Below are 19,341 nucleotides of genomic sequence, written 5' to 3'. Positions count from 1 at the left end.
CAGGCCTGATCACAAACGGAAAACGGATCTATCGTGGGCTCATCTGATCATTCAGGTGGGCCTATTTCTTTGTCACCACCCTCCTTCGTGATTGCGGGAGCCGGCGGCAACGCCAGCCTTACCCCACGCTGGGATCGGGTGGATAGCCGCAAACTGATTGCACTGGCCCGAAAAATTTATTTTCAACATCTCAGTGAATCGGGCCACTCCATCGACCCCTGCGGCGTCGTGGTTAACATTCATCTCAGCGATGGCCGCGTGGTGTTTGAGGCACCCACCCTGCTTCCCGATGAACAGTTCATCAGTGCCGATCTGATCGGACGTCGCCTGAGGCGCCCCCGACAACTGAAGGACCGGCTGCGGGGAGCTGGCATGTGAACGCAACGCTTGTGCTGACCCTGCTTCTGGGCGGTGCCTGTGTGGGGAGCTTCATCAATGTGGTCGTCTGGCGTTTGCCCCGAGAGGAATCGGTGGTGTGGCCCGGCAGTCACTGCCCCCACTGCGGCCATCACGTTCGCTGGCACGACAATCTGCCGGTTCTGGGATGGATGATTCTGCGAGGACGCTGCCGCGATTGCCATCAGCCCATTGCCGTCCGTTACCCGCTAGTCGAGGCACTCACTGCGGGCGTCTGGCTGAGCGCCGGCTGGGCCATTGGCCTGGATGCACCCAGTGCAGGGGGACTCTCAGCGATCTTGAGCCTGGGCACCGGCGTGGTGCTGGCGAGCCTGCTGTTGCCTCTGGTGCTCATCGATATCGATCACCTCTGGCTGCCGGAACCGCTTTGCCGCACTGGCGTGATTCTCGGCTGGCTGGCCACGGCGTTGATGGTGGCGTCCACTGCACTGCCCACATCCACTCTGCTCCATCACCTGATCGCAGCAGCGGCAGGCTTGGTCATTCTTGAATCCCTGAGTGCCCTGGCTGAGCGCCTGGTTGGCCAACCGGCCCTGGGGCTTGGTGACGCCAAGCTTGCCGCAATGGCTGGGGCTTGGCTTGGCCTTGCAGGGCTTGGCATGGCCATGGGCATTGCCGTGATGACGGGCGCGCTGTTTGGCAGCATCGGGCGAATCAGCGGTCGCTTGAAGCCGAAACAGCCTTTTCCTTTTGGACCGTTCATCGCTTTAGGCATCTGGTTGGTCTGGCTGACGGGTCCTCAATGGTGGTGGCAACACTGGCTCAACTTTCTTTCGGTCTGACGACGTTCCAGTTCTGATTGCCAATCATCCGAACCAAGCCTTGGTTTTGTGCTGTTGGATACCACTTGCCGCAAGACCCGTAAGATGAAGTGAGGTTCTTGCCTTCCACTGGGCTGGATCGATCTTCCGACCATGAACAGGTGGACGCTGGCCAAGACCTCCTGCGATCACTGAGTTCGCAGTCCACGCGTGAGGAGTGAAAGGCCTTGAGTCTGTTCGACTGGTTCGCTGACCGCCGCAAAGGTCAGTCCGTGGTCAAGGTCAACCAAGAACCGGAAGACGGCGACGGGCTGTGGAGCAAATGTCCTGAATGCGGTCAGGTGGTGTACCGCAAGGATCTGTTGGCAAATGCCAGCGTGTGCAGCAACTGCGGCCACCACCACCGCATTTTCAGTGCGGAACGCATTGCGGTGATTGCCGATGAAGGCAGTTTCGAACCCCTGGATGAAGGCCTCTCCCCCACTGACCCACTGGGCTTCAAGGACCGCCGTGCCTACGCCGACCGTCTCAGAGAAACACAAGCCGGAACGGGGTTGCGCGATGGTGTGATCACTGGCTTGTGCCGGGTCAATGACATTCCCATGGCTCTGGCGGTAATGGATTTCCGCTTCATGGGCGGATCCATGGGGTCGGTCGTGGGCGAGAAGATCACACGCTTGATCGAGGCCGCCACTGCCAAACGTCTCCCGCTGATGATCGTGTGTGCCTCCGGTGGAGCCCGCATGCAGGAAGGCATGCTCAGCCTGATGCAGATGGCGAAGATTTCAGGAGCTCTTGAACGTCATCGTGAAGCCGGCGTTCTTTACATGCCTCTGCTGACTCATCCCACCACTGGTGGCGTGACCGCCAGTTTCGCCATGCTCGGCGATCTCATCTTGGCCGAACCAAAGGCCTTGATTGGTTTCGCAGGCCGCCGGGTGATCGAGCAAACGCTGCGGGAGAAGCTGCCTGACAATTTTCAGACAGCTGAGTATCTCCAGGAGCATGGATTCGTCGACACGATTGTTCCGCGAACACAGCTGAAAACCACCCTGACCTCGTTGCTCAAGCTCCACGGTTGTCGACCTGCCGTGACCGCTCAGCCGTGATCGATCCCGTGCTCCATCCACTCCGTCGCCTGTTGCTCTGGGCGCTGATTCCCCTGCTGCTCACCATTCAGGCGTCGCCGGCTCTGGCAGGCCCAGTGGATTGGCGAGAAGTTCCCTCCACCAGCGACGGACAGCAATGGTGGGATGCGGGAAGCGTGCGACGCACCCGCGATGACACTCTCAGCGTTCTGAGTCGCTACAGCCTCCGCACCGAGGACGACTCACCTGCTCTTGGCACCCTCGTGGTGATGGAGATCGACTGCGATCAAACGCTCTATCGCGACATCCAAAAAAATGGTCTGCCCCGGTTTCGCGCTGAGTGGGAAGCACCCGCCAATGATGATCTGATCAGCGAAGTGATCCAGGCGGTCTGCAGCTCCGGCCTGGCCTGACCCGCACGTCCACGACACAGCACCCACGTTCACCATGCCTCTCAGCCCGTCATCCAGCGCTCCCATCGGGGTGGCGATCGCCGGGCTTGGCTTCGGCGAAGCCGTTCACCTGCCCGCACTGGCCGCCAATCCCGCTCTTGAAGCCGTGGCCCTGTGGCATCCACGCCAGGAACGCCTGGATGCAGCCTGTGCCAGTTCAGGACTCAAGGGTCACACCGACTGGGATGCGCTACTGGCGGATCCAGCCGTTGACGCGGTGATCATCGCCACACCACCGCAGCCACGTCATCCGCTGGCTCTGCAAGCCCTGCAAGCGGGAAAGCACCTGCTGCTGGAGAAGCCTGTGGCGCTGAATGCTCAACAGGTGGCGGAGCTTCAACGGGAAGCAATCCAGCGCCGATTGAGCGTTGCCGTCGATTTCGAATATCGCGCGGTCCCCCTTTTCCAACAGGCGGCACGCCTGCTTCAGAACGGAGCGGTGGGAACACCGTGGTTGGTAAAGATGGATTGGCTGATGAGCAGCCGAGCCAATCCCAATCGCGCCTGGAGCTGGTACTCCCAGGCTGATCAGGGTGGTGGCGTGATCGGAGCCCTGGGCACCCATGCCTTCGACACCCTGGCTTGGTTGGTCGGACCGGTTCAACAGCTACAGACCATCACGCGCACAGCCATCGCTGAGCGACCGGATGCCCAAGGCCACCTGCGACCCGTCGATGCCGATGACATTGCACTGATCAATGCCGAACTGGCCACCCATCAGGGCGGAACGGTGGCGGCCCAGATTGCCTTGGCATCCGTGGCACGCAATGGTCGTGGTTGCTGGCTCGAGATCTATGGATCCGAGGGAACTCTCGTGCTCGGCAGTGACAACCAGAAGGATTACGTCCACGGTTTCTCGCTCACCCTGCATCGCGACGGCGAATCGACACGCAGCATCCAGGCTGATGAAGATCTCCGTTTTGCCACGACATGGAGCGACGGACGCATCGCTCCTGTCTCCCGACTGCAGGGCTGGTGGGCGGAAAGCATCGCTGGCGGCACGCCGATGGTTCCGGGCCTGGCCGAAGGCCTTAGCAGCCAGCAGGCCTGTGATCAAGCCCTGAAGGTATCAACAGCCACGCGCTGAAGTGCCATTCAAGCAGCGAGGAGCAAAACAAAGCTCTTGAATCGATCCTGACTGGACTCGTGTCATGAGAAAGATTGTCGCCTCACTGACTGCACTGTTTGTTGCGACGGCCTGCTCTTCAACTGCAACGGAGGATGAGACCCAGCTCCCATCGGGTGAGTCAGTCAGCGTGGCGATGTCTGAGGGTGAGCGCCGAAATGCTGAATTCCTTGATCGACTGTCGAGCGATCAACTACTCAACGAGTTGAAACGAGGTGGTTATGTGATTTACTTCCGCCACGCCACTACTCAAAGGGATTATGCCGACCAGGCAGATCCCAGCCTTGACTTGAACGACTGCTCAACACAACGCAAGCTCAGCATTGAGGGGATTGAAGAGGCACAAACCATTGGCCTAGCGTTTGCCAAGAAAGAGATTCCAGTTGGAACTGTCATTACAAGCCAGTACTGCCGAGCCTGGAAAACGGCGAACTTGGCCTTTGGACGCGTTGACAAAAAAGATGATCGATTGAATTTTCTTCCTTTTGAGAACTACAACGATCAACAAGTGTTGTTAATGAAAACAAGGGTGATGCCGCTGCTCAGCGACTTGCCAGCGGATGACTTCAACACTGTGATCGTCGGTCACGATGATCTTTTTGAAGCTGCCACAGGCATCTACCCAGAACCTCAAGGCATCGCTTACGTCTTAAAACCCGATGGGAAAGGTTCGTTCACACTGGTGTCAAACATGCTCCCCAAGGAATGGAATGAACTCTGAAGTGTCCTACAGGTCTCTTGGGAAGCCGACAAAGAGACAAGCCAACGAAAAAATGTTGCATCTACATCGCTACAAATCGCACATTGATCCGTAAACAGCCCAACCAATGAACCCAAAGAAGCAAGGAGAATTCTGTCCTAACGCGTCAATTGAATGGCACTGTCCGATTACACCTCTGAGCTGATTTCCACGGCCAATTCTCTCGCATCTCCTGGCAAAGGAATACTTGCTGTTGATGAATCCACGAAAACAATCGGCAAGCGACTCGGTTCTATTGGTGTTGAGAACACTGAAGCCAATCGACAGGCCTATCGGGGGATGCTGTTCACCGCACCCGGCCTAGGAGAGTTCATCAGTGGCGCCATTTTGTTTGAGGAAACACTCTTCCAGAACCATCTCGATGGCGACTCGATGGTCAGCAAACTTGGCAGGCTCGGCATCATTCCCGGCATCAAAGTTGATAAAGGACTAAGACCCCTCGCTGGTGCTGGAGCTGTAGAGACACTCTGCACTGGACTTGATGGGCTCATTGAGCGCGCTGCCGACTACTACGCACAGGGGGCGCGTTTTGCCAAATGGCGTGCGGTACTCCAGATCACCTCTGACGGAGGGCCGACAGCCCTGGCGGTGAGAGAAAACGCCTGGGGTCTAGCCCGTTACGCCCGATCAGTTCAGGAATCAGGACTGGTTCCGATCGTGGAGCCCGAGATCCTGATGGACGGAAACCACAGCATCGAGACCACTGCATGCATTCAGGAACATGTGATTCAAGAGGTGTACAACGCCTGTCAGGCCAACGGGGTTCTGCTGGAGGGAACACTGCTGAAGCCATCGATGACGGTTCCAGGAGCCGACTGCAGTACACAGAGCGATCCGGCCCAGGTCGCTGCCATGACGGTACGCACACTGGAACGCAGTGTTCCCGCCAGTGTTCCAGGCATCGTCTTCCTCTCTGGCGGACTCAGCGAAGAAGCAGCTTCGGTGTATCTGAACCAAATGAACACCATCGAGCGCAAAGCCAAGTGGAATCTTGGCTTCTCCTATGGCCGTGCCCTTCAGCACTCATGCTTGAAGGGGTGGGGAGGTACCAATATTGAAGCGGGTCAAAAGGCGCTGCTTGCTCGCGCTCAAGCGAACTCTGAGGCATCACTGGGCCGATACGTCCCTGGCTCTCAACCATCGTCCGACGAGCAGCTTTTTGTAAGCGGCTACACCTATTAACCAGCTTTCAAAAGCTGCCTCGTGCTTTAAGGCGTTGTTTAACGTGACATATTGAGCAACTCACAGGTAAAGTCCCAGCTCTACGGACCTTGAGTCCGCTAGGGCCCTCTTTTGGACTTTTTCTATGGCGCTCGTTCCGCTTCGGCTTCTGCTTGATCACGCCGCCGAAAACGGCTACGGCATCCCTGCGTTCAACGTGAACAACCTCGAGCAGGTGCAGGCGATCATGGAAGCGGCTGATGAGACCGACAGCCCCGTGATCCTGCAGGCGTCCCGCGGTGCTCGCAGCTACGCCGGTGAAATCTTCCTGCGTCACCTGATCCTGGCCGCAACCGAGACCTATCCCCACATCCCCGTGGTGATGCACCAGGACCACGGCAACGCTCCTGACACTTGCTATTCCGCTGCTATCAACGGCTTCACCTCCGTGATGATGGATGGCTCCCTCGAAGCTGACGCCAAGACGCCCGCCAGCTACGAGTACAACGTCAACGTCACCAAGCAGGTTGTGGACTTCGCTCACTCCGTGGGTGTGAGCGTTGAAGGTGAGCTGGGTTGCCTGGGTTCCCTGGAGACCGGCAAGGGTGAGGCTGAGGACGGCCACGGTTTCGAAGGTGAGCTGTCCAAGGACATGCTGCTGACTGACCCCGCTGAGGCTGCTGATTTCGTCGCCAAGACCAAGTGCGACGCCCTGGCCATCGCCATCGGCACCAGCCATGGCGCTTACAAGTTCACTCGCAAGCCCACCGGTGAAGTGCTGGCCATCAGCCGTATCGCTGAAATTCACAAGGCCATCCCCAACACACACCTGGTGATGCATGGCTCCTCCTCCGTTCCCCAGGAATGGCTGGAGATGATCAACAAGCACGGTGGTGCCATCCCCGAAACCTACGGCGTTCCCGTCGAAGAGATTCAGGAAGGCATCCGCAACGGAGTGCGCAAAGTGAACATCGACACCGACAACCGTCTGGCCTTTACCGCCGCTGTGCGCGAAGCAGCCATGGCTGATCCTGCCAACTTCGACCCTCGCCACTTCAACAAGCCGGCGCGGAAATACATGAAGCAGGTCTGCCTCGACCGCTATCAGCAGTTCTGGGCCGCTGGCAATGCCAGCAAGATTCAACAGCAGAGCATCACTTACTACGCCGGCCTCTACGCCAAGGGTGCACTGGATCCCAAGGCTGCTGTTGCTGCCTGATTACCAGGACCCAACAAGTGATTCATATGGGGGCCCTAAGGGGCCCCTTTTTGATGCGTGGTTTCTGGTCACACCACGTCTTGGTCAAACCGTGATGCGACGGTGCACACGATTGTTCGCTCGCGTCGATTCAGGCTCAATCACCTGCTGCGAATGATCCACGATCACCACAAGATCATGCTCACCGGCCTCAAGGCCAAGCGGCATTGTGAAACGCTCCTCACCTCCAGCGTCTAACCATGGAACGCGCAGAAAGCGATGATCGCTGTAGCGATCATCAACCACCACCACAACCCCAATATCACTGACATCAAGTTCGCCTTCGTTGCAGACGCTGAACCGCAGTGTTTGGCCATCCACCTCAACACCACGCACACAGAGATCACTGCTCAGCAACCTGATTGAGGTCAAGGGATAGAGCACAAGTCGCTCCAGTCGGCGCAAATGACTGGAAGGATGTTCATGGTGAAGATGCCCACCGTGGCGCAAATCTGTGCTGCAACCATGGATGTGCAGAAACGCTCCTGCCTGTGGCACCGTCACGCGGCCCAACTCAGGTTCGCAGTCAAAGAATCCACAACAGTCCCACTGCAGTGAGCGGCCGAGAAAACGCACGGGATCGCCAGGATTTCCAGGATCCTCTGGGGCCAGCCGATAGTGCTGAAGCAAGTCGTAGATGCTGGTGGATGCCAGTCCATCGCCCGACTCGCTGCTGGCCCATTGACGGTTGCGCCGCTGCTGACCCATGCAGAGCTTGGACGCCACGGTGATGACCAGTTCGTCCCAGGTTGTGAGAGCGCGAGCGCCATAAATGGCAGCCTCTTCAAGCGCACCGGACTGACGCCCAACACGAATCGCATCAGCGACCAGCGCCTGGAGCGGTGCATCCTTGCTGCAGGTCAGTGCGCTGAGGTCCACCGGACGCTGCAGTGAGCTGGCATCCCGAGTGAAACAGACATAAGGGAAATTGGAACTGCCATCCCCATCGCGGACCGCACGCAGACCACCATTGAAGGCTTCGCATTTCCAGATGGTGGTGCGTTGACCGTCGAGAGAGGGCAGGAAGGTCAACTCACCGTTATCCAGGCTGCTGGTGGTTCCCAGACCCAGAACATCCCCCTGTAGAGGAATGCGGGAGAAGGCGAAATGCTCTTGCACATCACCCTGGATCAGATCAGTCACGGTGTTGGCGATGGTCAGATCCGGCATGGAACGACACCTTCACGTCATCAGCTTTCATCGTGAGCAACAACCACGAAGGATGCAATCGGAGACTTCTATGGGGATCCAGGCGGTTGCTTCCCAACAGACAACAGAACCGGGAATCAGCACTATTAGGCGCCTCAATCAACACAGAAGAATCTGTATTCACCCTTACAAAACAGAAGCCCTAACAACTCTCTAGCAATGTTGCGAGGACAACAAGCTACAGCTCCCCGAGCAATGCCCTCACCCCTTAACACAGTTGAAGGCTATCTAAAGGCATTAAGCACTTTTGAGGTTGATGAAGTCTCAGACAACCTCTTCATCAACTTTCCAACACCACCTTACCTCTACCCTGAGTCGTTTCCGCTTGGATGGGTCGGAAGCAGCCATAATTTACATCAATTACTAGTCTTAAATCAGCGCTATCAAGATGATGTCAAGACCATCTCAAAAGGGAAGGTTCAAATATCCGACCAATCTTATGCCGGGCTCTTCAGGAATATCGGATTTTCCGCTGGTGCGAATCCAGTAGATTTTCAAGGCTCCTTTTACGTTTATGATCGAAAGAGCACTAAAAATAGCAGCCCGACAACAAACGAAGGGATCGAATTATCTTACGCAGCCAACATACAACTACCAACGCTCCAAGGATTTAACCAATTCTTCTCAAGAGACCTAATTCGCTACGGAGGTTTTCTTCCGAGTGAAATTGCAAGCTATCAACAACAACTTGATGCAATATGGTCATCCATGCAAGATGACGTCTTTTCGGATTCCTGGCGCCGAGGAAACACGCTATCGATGTATCTGGAATACCTGGGCGTCCAACCAAAGCTTGCATTGACCTATGAGACTGCCAACGCCGTGGCAGGCAACCCAGTAACAGGAGACGGTGGGATCGGTAGCCCCGACTTTTTTGTTGACAATGAAAAAGCAAACAGCTTTGCACAATTAATCAACCCAGGCGACCCAGACGACACCTTTGTTGAAGGTGGCGAAAAACTCTATGAATGGTGGGTATGCCTGTCTAAAGCGTATGGAGATCTGATTTTCAGTGGCAACCAGGTCAGGCCACCCACAGATTTCTTCCAAACAACACCGAAGAATGACCAAGACATTCGCGACTGCATTGGCATCAACAAAACCACCAATGAACCCTACACCTTCAGCGAACTGATTCAAGACCTACTAGAAACCCAGAAAAATGATCCAAAAGCTAACTATCGTGGATTCGGTAAAATTGAAGACGTTCTTGCGGCAACGCTGAGATTTCACTATCAATTTAATTATCAAGCATCTACACTCAATACACAAAATTCACTGCCATATGCCAATGCGGCCAATCCATTTTTGATCGGCAGTTTTGAGCAATTGAATTCACAAGACTGGGGTGATCAAACAACAGCACCCGTCAGCTGGAAAAGCACCTTTGGAGACACATGGTTCGATACCTTCTCAGGCAACGAAGCGTGGGTGAACAACCTCAAATTGGATTCATTAACAACGGGCGAAATCAGTGCACCACAGAATCAAGATAAGAAAGCACAGGATGCTCAGAAAAAATTATATAATACGCTCTCCGAAGATGGGTGGTTTTCTCTGAATGCAGAGACGTACAAAGCAGTCACTGAGGGAACCAATGGTGACACGAAGTACGGCTATGAAACCATCTTTTATTTCGATGCAAACTCATCGCCAGCTTCCCAGGCTGTAGTGTTCGATCGAGACACAAATAGTAGCGATACACTTACTGCAAAATACCTGGATCAAAGCAGTTTCAATATCAATCCCAAGACAAAGCTGAAAGACGGAACACGCATTAAAGATCTCGGAGGATTGGTCAATTCAGATGGTGTGCTCCCTGACAGCTTCAGAAGCTATATCTCACTGAGCGGGGGTGTGGATCGCGTCACTGGATCCAGTTATGCGGATGTCATTGTTGGCACCACTGTCGATGACCATGGGAACGTAACGCCGGGTAGTTTGAATGCGATTGCAGGGGCTGGGGCTGATGTTGTAGCACCGGGTCGCGGCAGTGGGAGCATCCAATTGGGACTTGGCCGTGACAAACTCGTAATTGATGAGCACGACACGTTGGGACGCACCACTCTGTTCGACTTCACATTTGGTGAAGACGAGTTAGTGATTCATCCCAATCTCTCTCTTGCGGTTAGCGTGAATAACAACTCCTTACTTTATGTGTTCACACCCGGCACTAATCAAGGAGACGATCTGAAAACTCTTCACTTAACCCAAGCCAGCAGCGGTGCCGATGGTGCTGGCTGGACTGAGTATTTCAATCACTTTGCTGATCAATCCCTGGTCGATGCTCTGACCGAACAACCGCCCGGATTGATTTGAAGCCACCGCATCAATAATAACAACTGCTGTCCAGCAGAATATGTTGCATGCCAGGGGACGTTCCCCTGGCTTTCCTATGACCGATCACAAGATCGCCCATCGAGTCTGATAAGCAACCAAGAACAGCACATTAACTCAGAAATCGAAAAGCGATCGTTCAATCGACTGATCAATTTCACCGATGCTGTGAGCGCAATTGCCGTTACACTGCAGCTGTTACCGCTGGTTAACATCAAAGCGATTGAAGGAGAGTCGATCTGGCAATTATTAGGGAACAATGCCTCGCGAGTTCTTTCTTTTTGCTGCAGCTCCTTGATCGTGTCTTTTTTTGGCTGAAACACAATCAGATCTTCAATGTAATGAGGACCTTTGATGGGCCAATTTTCTGGCTGAACACAATCTGGATGGCCTTGATTGTTTCTTCCTTGGCCCACAGCGCTTTACGGATCAGTCACAAATCAACCATCTGCTTCGAGCCCAGGAGCAGGATTGCTGTATTGGTGGACCATCGCAGCAATCTCCGCGATTGGCTGGATGATCACTCATCATGCCTGGTCACATCCTGAACTGCTCGAACAGTCAATCATCGACGATCAGCAGTGATTGAAAAAACCGAACAACTACCGAAGACTGAGTTTTGTTGTTGTTTTTTTCCTGATGGATTGCGCCGCCGAGCTGATTCCGCCGGGGATTCCATATCTCAGCTTTGCGATCATTCCACTCAGCATTCTGAGTAACAAGGCAACCGTCATCGCTCTGCTTGATCATCACGATAATTGCCCAGTCTGAGCATTCAGCCATGACGGCCTACCCAGGGGAAGCGAGAAATTAGGCAGGCCGTGACCAAGGGGAAGATCCACCACAAGGGGAACATCCAGATCAGAAAGACGTTCCTCAAGAATCTCCGCCATCGAAAAATCTCCAGGGAGAATGTCATCCTCTTTCCAGCTGAAGCGACCGCAGCCCACACCAGCCACACCCTCCAACAGTCCCGCAGCGCGCCACTGAGTGAGCATGCGGTCGATCCGGTAGGGAGCTTCACCGACATCTTCCAAAATCACGATGGCTCCTGCTAACGACGGGAACCAAGGCGTACCAATCAGGTGTGTTGCCACTGTGAGGTTGGTCACAACCAGAGGACCATGCGCTAGTCCTCCGCAGACACCACGTCCCTGAAGCGGCTCAACAGAGCGCCCCTTGAGCAGTTCCACTGTGCGTTGCCATTGATCATCCGGTCCCCAGTACGCCCCATGCACCGCCCCTTGGAGTCCCGCTTGCCATTGCGCAAGAAGCAGCGCACTGCTGTCTGAAAAACCAAGGGCCCATAGGGGACGGTCCGGAAATTTCAGGCCCGCCTCAAGCACCCGAGCGGCTCCCCAGCCACCACCCACATAAATCACACCATCCAAACTTGGATCTCTCCACGCCGATGCAATCGAATCACGACGCTGAGCATCCGTCGCTGAAAACCATTGCCACTGGCCCCTCACCGCATCGGGCAACTCCAGCACCCAACCCTCCTGCTCACAACGCTGCACAAGAACATTGAAATCAACGTCTGGTTCGATCCAGGTGCCTGGATTCAGAGCTCGCAGACGTGAACCGCGACGCAGCGGTTGGGGACCACTGGCAGCGGCAGGAGTGGGTCGCCCATGAGCCCCGACATGCCACGTCGAGGCCACCAACCCGGAGCCAGCCGCAACAGCCAGCTCCAGCAAGGACCGTCGCCGCATCAGCTTCAGGAGAGCAAGGCTTCCAAGATGGCGCGACCTGCGGTGCTGCCGGTCTGCGCATCACAAGCTCGCTCCGGGTGAGGCATCAGACCGAGAACCGTGCCGGCAGGATTGGTGATCCCAGCAATGTCTGAAACCGAACCATTGGGATTGCTGCAGTAGCGAAGCGCAATGGCATCGTCATCCTGTAGTTGTTTCAGAGTGTCTTCACTGCACTGATAGCGACCCTCTCCGTGGGCGATCGGCAGGCTGAACTGAGCGCCACGATGGCTGGATGCCAGCCATGGAGTCCGGTCGCTAACCACGGCCAAGGGAGCGTCTTCACAGATGAAGTGGAGGTCGCGGTTGCGGGTGAGAGCTCCTGGCAACAGACCCAGTTCCGTCAGCACTTGAAAGCCGTTGCAGATGCCGAGCACCCGACCGCCGGACGCGGCGAAATCAAGCAGTGACTCCAACACCGGCGCGAACCGTGCAATGGCACCGCAACGCAGATAGTCGCCGTAGCTGAAGCCCCCAGGGAGAACCACAGCATCCAAGCCGCTGAGATCACGCTCTTCATGCCAGAGATAGCGCGTCGAGAGGCCCAGGCACCCTTCCGTGGCCCAGCGCACATCGCGATCACAGTTTGACCCTGGAAAAACAACAACCCCAATGCTCATGACTGGGTCAGCTCCAGCGTCCAGTTTTCGATCACGGGGTTGGCCAGCAAGCGGTCGCTGAGCAGTTCAAGGCGACGGCGCGCCTCCGCTTCATCGGGAGCCTCCAGCTCCAGTTCCACAGCCTTACCGATGCGCAAACGTTCGACACCATCAACGCCCAAGCGGGCGGAGGCAGCCCGTGCGGCTTCACCAGCTGGATCGAGAACCGATGGGCGCAGATGCACCAGAACACGGGCTTGATAACGCGGCACGAGCACCGAGCAGGGATTGTTAAATCTTGCCAGGCCAGGTGACCGCTCTCCTGCTGCCGCTTGCACGTTGAAAGCAGAGCTGTTCACCTTGAGTCCTGCCCGTGCATGCACCCCTGGTTGCAACCCTGGCTCGTGTGATGCCGACGCTGGTGCTGGTGAGCCTGGGACTGACCTGCCGTGCTTCCGCGCAGTCGCAACTCTCATTGCCGATGGAGTGCCGCCAGCAACAGCAGGCCTGGCAACCGTGTCGCTACGAGAGCGAGCAACCAGGTGCCCACTGGCGGCTGGCGTTTCAGAATCACACCGTGCACTTCCGTCATGACGGCACGGGACTGATGCACATGCAGGTGGGAGATCAGGCCGGATGGTCTGCCGTGCAGGCCCGATGGGTCGCGGAACGCACGCTGTGCTGGAACGACGTCTGCGCTCGAGGCGACATCCCCCTCGACTAGTTCGACTTCTCATCAACGTGCGTTCCAGCCATCAGGCAGGTCCGAGTCACTCCCACGACACGGTGCAGCGGTAGTGGTCAGTGTTGGCCACATCGATGACCTTGCAAGAGGTGTCTGTGACTGTTTTTCCCTGAGGCACGCGCGACGTGGCCCTCGTGATCGCGAGATTGCGATCCACAGCTTCAACGGTGACCTGACCTGCCTGGACGCTGAATGCGCTTAGGCCGAGAAGCGCAGCAACAGCCATCAACCGGGTGAAAACGAACATCACATGCGGTGCGTACCTCTACTGGTTAGCAACACCCTGTCCCGTAGGACGCTCATCGCACCCATCGGGTCTTAAACGTCCCCCATCACAACGCTCACGAACTTGTTCGCCAGCAACAACGTTGTGAACTTCACGTGGTTGTTTCAGTCACTCACACAAGTCACTTAATCCTGAAGTCCGGCATTGGCTCAGGGTCATCGCAAAAATGATGGTGTTGTGATTTTGAAGATTCTTTAGAGCAAAGGAGCTGGCATACCCCCGCAGCATCCACTCGCCACCACGAGAGTCGGAGTAGAAGCCAACATTTTTGGCCACCCCTGGTCTTTGCAATGTGAACACATCACTCAGGCCATCGATCCATTCCAGCTTGAACACGCCACAGGGCGCTTCTGTGCAGAGAAACTGACGCCGGCAAGCAATGCTTTTGTTGTTGTAAAGGCAGTTGGTCCAGGCGTCTTGTTCACCGAGCGACACCAACGCCGAAGCGAGCAAAGCCAGCATGACCTTCGTTGAGAGCCTTGATGAAAGGACTAGCGCCTCTGGGATCCATCGCGGCCATAGCGACGGTTTGTCTTCGGTGATCCCCCGTCACATCAGCTGTGCTCCAGCGAGGCATTCACCGCCAACTCAAACGGCACAGCGGAATCAGGAAGCGTGAGCAGATGCGCTGACAAGCGACCAAGATCCTCCGGCTGGGTCATGGCTTCAGGTGCCATGGATTGAACCGCCGACGCCATGTCGGTGTTGACCCAGCCTGGACAGATGGCCGTGATGCGGATTCCCTGCTCCCAGCCCTCATTGCGCATGGCCTGACAGAGCCCCATCAACGCAAATTTGCTGGCGGTGTAACCCGCCAACGTCCCTTTGCAGCGCTTACCGCTCATCGACACCAACACCTGGATCCGTCCCTGCGATGACGTCACCAACGCAGGCCACGCGGCACGGGTCAACAACCAGGGCCCCATCACATTGACGCGCCAAAGTTCGTCGGGCTCCCCACGCTGATCATCACGGAACACCAGAGGGGTCCGCCGCAGAATTCCAGCGCAATGGATCACCGTGTCGAGACCGTTGAAATGGGCCTGGGTGGTTGCGATGACCCGCTCGGCATCGTCACGAACTCGGGCGTCGTAGCGGCAGGCGATCAATCGCGCGCTATGCCGTTGAGGGTCGAGGTCGCTGCCCACCAGCGTCGCTGGATCTCGGACGGCCAGGCAAAGGCGATGACCTTCATCCAACAGAGCGCGGGCCACGGCGGCACCGATCCCCCGATTCGCACCAGTGATCACTGCGGTTCGCATGCTGGTGTCTGCGTCAGGATCGCAGCATGGTCCCACTGATGGGATCTCGAAGCGCAAGAGCTGACGTTGCCGTGTCTGACTGGAAACAAGCCTTCACGGGCTGGGGGATGAGCTGGGATGGATGGCTTCACAACCGCCAAGGCGAGTGGTGGTTGCTGGCGCAGCTGATCTTGATCGCAGCCCATTTGGCACCAGCCTGGCCCGCACCGGACGACTTCGGTGGGCCATGGCCGACTCCGCTTCGGCTGATGGGCGTGATGGTGTTGTTGCTGGGTCTGGCACTGGCAATGCAGGGATTTCTGACTCTGGGAGCCAGCCTTTCGCCACTGCCAGATCCAAAACCGGGAGCAGCACTGGTCACCGAAGGGGTTTACCGGCGATGCCGGCACCCCCTGTATCGCGCCGTGCTGGTGTGTTCTTTGGGGGTGGTAATCGCGCTGGGGAGTGTTTTGCACCTGCTGCTCCTACTGCTGCTGTGTGTGCTGCTGGTGGGCAAGGCACGACGCGAAGAGAAGGCTCTGCTGTGCATCCTTCCTTCCTATGCGACCTACCGGACGGAGACGCCTGCCATCGTTGCTCACTGCCCTGGACTGGATTGGCGCGACTGATCGACCAGCTCGACAACCGTTTATCCATCCTTGAAGGGATAATCATTGCTTCTAAGACTGGCTCGTTTTTCCGCCAGCAGGATGCTTTTCACCGCTCAGCGCCAACCGTTCACGAACGTGATCAATGGTCTGGGCATGGCGATGCTTGTTCTCTCAGCAACTGTGCTGACCCCAGCCAGAGCGGAAGCCGAACCCAAGCAACGTCAACCCTTGATGGCCTTGCTGGAGCCAGAACCGATCGAAGCCGAGCCTGGACCCGCGTCCAAGCTTCTGCTCATGCGCACGGATCGCCGGATTGCCAGCACGGGTGACCCCATCTGGGAGCTTTTGCTGGAGATCCCAGGCGAGCCGCACCGGCGCTTCGAAGCCGTCAGTGGACGGGCCAACCGTCAGAACGCGGACCGTGACCGCATGGGCAGCCGAGCCCCTCTGCCCTCCGGGACCTACAGCGTCGGTGTGGTGGAGCCCCTCGCAGAGGGTGCCTATCCAGAGCTCGGTCCGGTATGGATCAGTATTGAGCCCAACTTCATCACCGGGCGCCGGGTTTTAGGGATCCATCAAGATCCAAGTGCCGGCATCCACAACAACCAAAGCGGCACGCTCGGCTGCATCGGCCTCGTGCGCAAGGCAGACATGTTGGAGCTAGCCCGCCTGATCGAAAGCAACGGCACAACCCACCTGAACGTGATCGACTGACGTCAGGAGTGGAGGGCTGCCCTCGCCCAGCCGATGGATTGCGACAAACGCTCCACAACAGGGTCAGACAACCCCTCAGCGGGGGATCAAGTGCCCCGATGGCCCGTCGCCAGCAGCGCGATCAGGTGGATGCTGGAGCGCATGACATCAGGGGTTGAAGGCTGTCTTGCAAGCGATCTGCCGCATCGGCCTGAAGACCGATCACAACCAGTTCGAGGCCTCTGCCTCCAGCAGGCTGCCATGCCTGATCCGGCGCTGCTTCGAACCAGCTGTCCAGACGCGGACCGACCATCTGAATCTGGAGCGGCAACGACTTGCCCTCCAGCCAGACGCGGCCCTTGAGCCGAATCACCCCATGCCGGCGGACAAAGTCAGGAAGCAACTGTTCCAGCTGCTGACGGGACACGGAGCCTTCACAGCGAACCTGACCGCTGAGGGCCTCCACATGCGAATGGTCGTGGTGATCATGCCCATCACCATCACGGGGATCGTGGCTGTGGCTGTGGCCGTGATGCTCGTGGTCATGCTCATGATCATGAGCCTCGGCCTTCGCCTCGCTCTTGGCGTCGATTCCGAGCACGAGGGCGGGATCCACAACTCCGCGACTGATGGCCAATGTTTCAGCCCCGGCTCTCAACCTCGTCGCGAGGTCCTGCTGCACCGCCTTGAGCTGATTTGGCTCAAGGCGGTCGCCACGGCTGATCAGCACCAAATCGGCTGACGCGAGCTGGTTCTCAAACAACTCGTCGATGGCGGTGAGGTGATCCAGGTTGGGGTCGTCCTGGCGCTGACGCTCCAGAGCATCAGGGTCACCGACCGGACTTCCAGCACTCAACGCCTCACCATCCACCACCGTGACCACGCCATTGACATGGACGCGTTTGCGAATCTCTGGCCATTCCAGGGCCTGCAGCAAAGGTCTTGGAAGCGCAAGCCCACTGGTTTCGACGACGATGCCATCGAGCTGGTCGGAACGCTGCAGCAGCGTCTCCATCGTGGGCAGAAAGTCGTCTTGAACGGTGCAGCAGAGGCAGCCGTTGTTCAGCTCTACCAGACGTGCGTCCACCTCCTCCTCGGGGCAGAAACCACAGCTGCGGATCAGATCGCCGTCCAGCCCGACCGTGCCGAACTCGTTCACCATCACGGCCAGTCGCTGACCACTGGTGGTGAGCAGATGGCGCAGAAGGGTTGTTTTCCCGGCACCCAGAAATCCGGTGATTACGGTGACAGGCAGTCGGCTGGCCATCAGCGGCAGCCCAGCGATTCACGGGTGCTGACGCCACTCTTGCTGTTCACCCCACTCGCCCGTGCACACAGCGCCTTCAGCTGCGGAAGATCGATCACCGCATTGGTGAAGTCGGTTCCTTCGATCTCAGCATCGTTGAAGCGACTTTGCATCAGCATGGCGTTGGTGAAATTGGCGCCGCGCAGATCTGCGCCATCGAAACGGCTGGAGAAGGCAACCACGTCTTGCAGATCGGCCTCACGCAGATCAGCCTCCTGAAGTTGTGAGGTGTTGATCACCGCTCCACGCAGATCAGCAGCACTGAGATCCACCTCGCGCAAATCAGCTTTGAGGAACTCCTTTTCCTTCAGGTCGCGACCATGCATGTCTTGGCTGATGTCCTGCACGGCGCGCTGGCCTCTCAGCTCAGGAGCTGTGATCGCCTCAGCCGCAGTGCCATTGCTCAAGAAACCCACCATCAGAGACAGTGCGATGGCCATGGACACCACCACGCGGCGGAACGATAAACGAGGAGTAGCTGGCACGGCAGTGGAATGGAAACGATCGGCGGTTGCTGGAAGCAATTGCCGTAGCTTGAACGGTCACGTTATGGCAGACAACTGCCCAGCCACGTGCCATGGCCAAGACTCTCAGGGTGGTGGTACCGCCCCACCCCCTTATTGCTCACTGGCTGACGGTGCTGAGGCATCAGGGCACTCCAGCGCCGTTATGTCGCACCGCGATGGAAGAGCTCGGCCGCTGGCTCACCTATGAGGCCTTGCGTGACTGGTTACCGCACCGCCGCGACACCGTTCAGACGCCTCTGGCCAGCACAGAGGGCATGGTGATCGAAGCGGGGGTTCCTCTACTCGCGGTGCCGATTCTTCCTGGAGCACTGCATCTTTGGGAAGGCGCGCGGCAGGTGCTTCCCAACGCTGAGCTCTGCCTTGGAGGGCTTCCTGAGGCGATCGAAACCCAGGCAGGTGTGGTGCTATTGCTCGATCAGATCAGCCAAGGAGACGACCTGATCGACCTGTTGAGATCGCTGGAGCGACTCGGTGTTGAAGCACCACGCCTTCGCGTGATCACCACGCTCACTGCGAGCCCGGGTCTGAAACGCATCGGCGAGACCTACCCCGAAATCACCATTCACACGGCCTGCATCGATGCTGAACTGGATGAGCAGCAACGCATCCTTCCTGGGATCGGTGATCCCCTGCAACGACTGGGAATCAGAACGTCTCAGGCGACCTAGTCTGGGAAGACTCAACAAAAGCCCATGGTGCGGCAGCAGGACTCGGCCTCAGGAACCCTGGCAACGCTGGTGAGCGGTGCGGTCCTGGGGGCCGCAGGATTGGGTTGGTGGCTGCTATCCGAAGCAGATCGACGCAGACGGCTTCGGAACCAGCGCTCCATGCTTTACGCCCCGCGGATGCAGGACGGCAGTGAAGCCATCAGTGCTGGTGATCAACCGACGGTGGGAGCTGAAGGACACCTCGAGGCCCGCGTCGAACAATTGAATGCAGCCATCGCTGATGTGCGACGCCAACTGGAAGATCTTGGCTCCAGGGACTGATCAGGACGGCCGGTAGGTTGT

General features: G+C 57.2%; 25 protein-coding genes. 15 read left to right on the top strand and 10 right to left on the bottom strand.

From position 1 onward, the window contains the following. Positions 1-69 precede the first annotated feature (69 nt). From SynA1560_RS07120 to fba, 8 genes are all read left to right on the top strand, one after another. A complete protein-coding gene (locus SynA1560_RS07120) occupies positions 70-378 on the top strand; it encodes a hypothetical protein (RefSeq protein WP_186499901.1) in 309 nt (102 codons plus the stop codon). Further along, positions 375-1,199, top strand: a complete 825-nt coding sequence (locus SynA1560_RS07115) for an A24 family peptidase (protein WP_186499900.1) — start codon at positions 375-377, stop codon at positions 1,197-1,199. The genes SynA1560_RS07120 and SynA1560_RS07115 overlap by 4 nt, the downstream gene beginning before the upstream one ends. A gap of 206 nt (positions 1,200-1,405) precedes the next feature. Beyond that, a complete protein-coding gene (gene accD / locus SynA1560_RS07110; protein ID WP_186468674.1) occupies positions 1,406-2,287 on the top strand; it encodes an acetyl-CoA carboxylase, carboxyltransferase subunit beta in 882 nt (293 codons plus the stop codon). Beyond that, a complete protein-coding gene (locus tag SynA1560_RS07105) occupies positions 2,287-2,679 on the top strand; it encodes a hypothetical protein (protein ID WP_370523219.1) in 393 nt (130 codons plus the stop codon). Before accD ends, SynA1560_RS07105 begins: the two co-directional genes overlap by 1 nt. 34 nt (positions 2,680-2,713) lie before the next feature. Next, positions 2,714-3,805 (top strand): Gfo/Idh/MocA family protein, encoded by a 1,092-nt coding sequence (locus SynA1560_RS07100; protein WP_186499898.1) that lies wholly within the window; start codon positions 2,714-2,716, stop codon positions 3,803-3,805. 64 nt (positions 3,806-3,869) lie between these two features. After that, a complete protein-coding gene (locus SynA1560_RS07095; protein ID WP_186499896.1) occupies positions 3,870-4,565 on the top strand; it encodes a histidine phosphatase family protein in 696 nt (231 codons plus the stop codon). A gap of 153 nt (positions 4,566-4,718) precedes the next feature. Beyond that, complete coding sequence (locus SynA1560_RS07090; RefSeq protein WP_186499894.1) at positions 4,719-5,786, top strand: class I fructose-bisphosphate aldolase; 1,068 nt, start codon at positions 4,719-4,721, stop codon at positions 5,784-5,786. Positions 5,787-5,910: 124 nt separating this feature from the next. After that, on the top strand, positions 5,911-6,984 hold the full coding sequence (fba, locus tag SynA1560_RS07085; protein ID WP_186468670.1) for a class II fructose-bisphosphate aldolase: 1,074 nt from the start codon (positions 5,911-5,913) through the stop codon (positions 6,982-6,984). 84 nt (positions 6,985-7,068) lie between these two features. Here the strand turns inward: fba and SynA1560_RS07080 are convergent, their stop codons facing one another. Beyond that, on the bottom strand, positions 7,069-8,193 hold the full coding sequence (locus SynA1560_RS07080) for a CARDB domain-containing protein (protein ID WP_186499893.1): 1,125 nt from the start codon (positions 8,191-8,193) through the stop codon (positions 7,069-7,071). Positions 8,194-8,427: 234 nt separating this feature from the next. On the opposite strand from SynA1560_RS07080, the gene SynA1560_RS07075 reads away from it, so the two are divergent. Beyond that, a complete protein-coding gene (locus SynA1560_RS07075) occupies positions 8,428-10,551 on the top strand; it encodes a hypothetical protein (RefSeq protein ID WP_186499891.1) in 2,124 nt (707 codons plus the stop codon). A 9-nt stretch (positions 10,552-10,560) separates the two neighbouring features. Next, the gene (locus SynA1560_RS13950; RefSeq protein ID WP_370523218.1) at positions 10,561-10,887 is read left to right on the top strand and encodes a TMEM175 family protein; all 327 of its coding nucleotides are present in this window, start codon (positions 10,561-10,563) and stop codon (positions 10,885-10,887) included. 243 nt (positions 10,888-11,130) lie between these two features. Here SynA1560_RS13950 and SynA1560_RS07065 read toward each other — a convergent pair whose 3' ends face one another. Genes SynA1560_RS07065 through purS form a run of 4 tightly spaced genes read right to left on the bottom strand, consistent with a single transcriptional unit; the run spans position 11,131 to position 13,194 of the window. Continuing rightward, positions 11,131-11,319, bottom strand: coding sequence for a hypothetical protein (locus SynA1560_RS07065; RefSeq protein ID WP_186499887.1), 189 nt, complete (start codon positions 11,317-11,319; stop codon positions 11,131-11,133). Further along, positions 11,319-12,284, bottom strand: coding sequence for an LD-carboxypeptidase (locus SynA1560_RS07060; RefSeq protein ID WP_186470898.1), 966 nt, complete (start codon positions 12,282-12,284; stop codon positions 11,319-11,321). Before SynA1560_RS07060 ends, SynA1560_RS07065 begins: the two co-directional genes overlap by 1 nt. Before the next feature lie 5 nt (positions 12,285-12,289). Further along, positions 12,290-12,943, bottom strand: coding sequence for a phosphoribosylformylglycinamidine synthase subunit PurQ (gene purQ, locus SynA1560_RS07055; protein WP_186470897.1), 654 nt, complete (start codon positions 12,941-12,943; stop codon positions 12,290-12,292). Beyond that, positions 12,940-13,194, bottom strand: a complete 255-nt coding sequence (gene purS, locus SynA1560_RS07050) for a phosphoribosylformylglycinamidine synthase subunit PurS (protein WP_186471078.1) — start codon at positions 13,192-13,194, stop codon at positions 12,940-12,942. The genes purQ and purS overlap by 4 nt, the downstream gene beginning before the upstream one ends. Positions 13,195-13,295: 101 nt before the next feature. On the opposite strand from purS, the gene SynA1560_RS07045 reads away from it, so the two are divergent. After that, on the top strand, positions 13,296-13,646 hold the full coding sequence (locus SynA1560_RS07045) for a hypothetical protein (protein ID WP_255476862.1): 351 nt from the start codon (positions 13,296-13,298) through the stop codon (positions 13,644-13,646). A gap of 46 nt (positions 13,647-13,692) precedes the next feature. Here SynA1560_RS07045 and SynA1560_RS07040 read toward each other — a convergent pair whose 3' ends face one another. The 3 genes from SynA1560_RS07040 to SynA1560_RS07030 form a co-directional block, all read right to left on the bottom strand. Next, a complete protein-coding gene (locus SynA1560_RS07040) occupies positions 13,693-13,914 on the bottom strand; it encodes a hypothetical protein (RefSeq protein ID WP_186470896.1) in 222 nt (73 codons plus the stop codon). 147 nt (positions 13,915-14,061) lie between these two features. Continuing rightward, entirely contained in the window at positions 14,062-14,415 is a 354-nt protein-coding gene (locus SynA1560_RS07035; RefSeq protein WP_186499886.1) for a hypothetical protein, read from the bottom strand. 92 nt (positions 14,416-14,507) lie between these two features. Continuing rightward, positions 14,508-15,215: an SDR family NAD(P)-dependent oxidoreductase gene (locus SynA1560_RS07030; protein WP_186499884.1), complete on the bottom strand. Its 708-nt coding sequence runs from the start codon at positions 15,213-15,215 to the stop codon at positions 14,508-14,510. 71 nt (positions 15,216-15,286) lie between these two features. Between SynA1560_RS07030 and SynA1560_RS07025 the strand changes: the two genes are divergently transcribed. After that, the gene (locus tag SynA1560_RS07025; protein ID WP_255476861.1) at positions 15,287-15,823 is read left to right on the top strand and encodes an isoprenylcysteine carboxylmethyltransferase family protein; all 537 of its coding nucleotides are present in this window, start codon (positions 15,287-15,289) and stop codon (positions 15,821-15,823) included. Between the two features lie 81 nt (positions 15,824-15,904). Next, positions 15,905-16,519, top strand: a complete 615-nt coding sequence (locus tag SynA1560_RS07020; RefSeq protein WP_186470892.1) for a hypothetical protein — start codon at positions 15,905-15,907, stop codon at positions 16,517-16,519. A gap of 121 nt (positions 16,520-16,640) precedes the next feature. Here the strand turns inward: SynA1560_RS07020 and cobW are convergent, their stop codons facing one another. Both cobW and SynA1560_RS07010 read right to left on the bottom strand, forming a co-directional pair. Then, positions 16,641-17,765 (bottom strand): cobalamin biosynthesis protein CobW, encoded by a 1,125-nt coding sequence (gene cobW / locus SynA1560_RS07015; RefSeq protein ID WP_186470891.1) that lies wholly within the window; start codon positions 17,763-17,765, stop codon positions 16,641-16,643. Then, on the bottom strand, positions 17,765-18,244 hold the full coding sequence (locus SynA1560_RS07010; RefSeq protein ID WP_186471076.1) for a pentapeptide repeat-containing protein: 480 nt from the start codon (positions 18,242-18,244) through the stop codon (positions 17,765-17,767). The genes cobW and SynA1560_RS07010 overlap by 1 nt, the downstream gene beginning before the upstream one ends. Before the next feature lie 137 nt (positions 18,245-18,381). On the opposite strand from SynA1560_RS07010, the gene SynA1560_RS07005 reads away from it, so the two are divergent. Then, positions 18,382-18,999 (top strand): uracil phosphoribosyltransferase, encoded by a 618-nt coding sequence (locus SynA1560_RS07005; protein ID WP_186499876.1) that lies wholly within the window; start codon positions 18,382-18,384, stop codon positions 18,997-18,999. Between the two features lie 24 nt (positions 19,000-19,023). Continuing rightward, the gene (locus tag SynA1560_RS07000) at positions 19,024-19,320 is read left to right on the top strand and encodes a hypothetical protein (protein ID WP_186470889.1); all 297 of its coding nucleotides are present in this window, start codon (positions 19,024-19,026) and stop codon (positions 19,318-19,320) included. The last annotated feature ends 21 nt before the right edge of the window (positions 19,321-19,341 follow it).

Source organism: Synechococcus sp. A15-60, from assembly GCF_014280095.1.
Taxonomy (GTDB): Bacteria; Cyanobacteriota; Cyanobacteriia; order PCC-6307; family Cyanobiaceae; genus Synechococcus_C.
The sequence above is the reverse complement of the archived record's forward strand: the minus strand, read 5'-3'. Positions and strand labels throughout refer to the sequence as shown.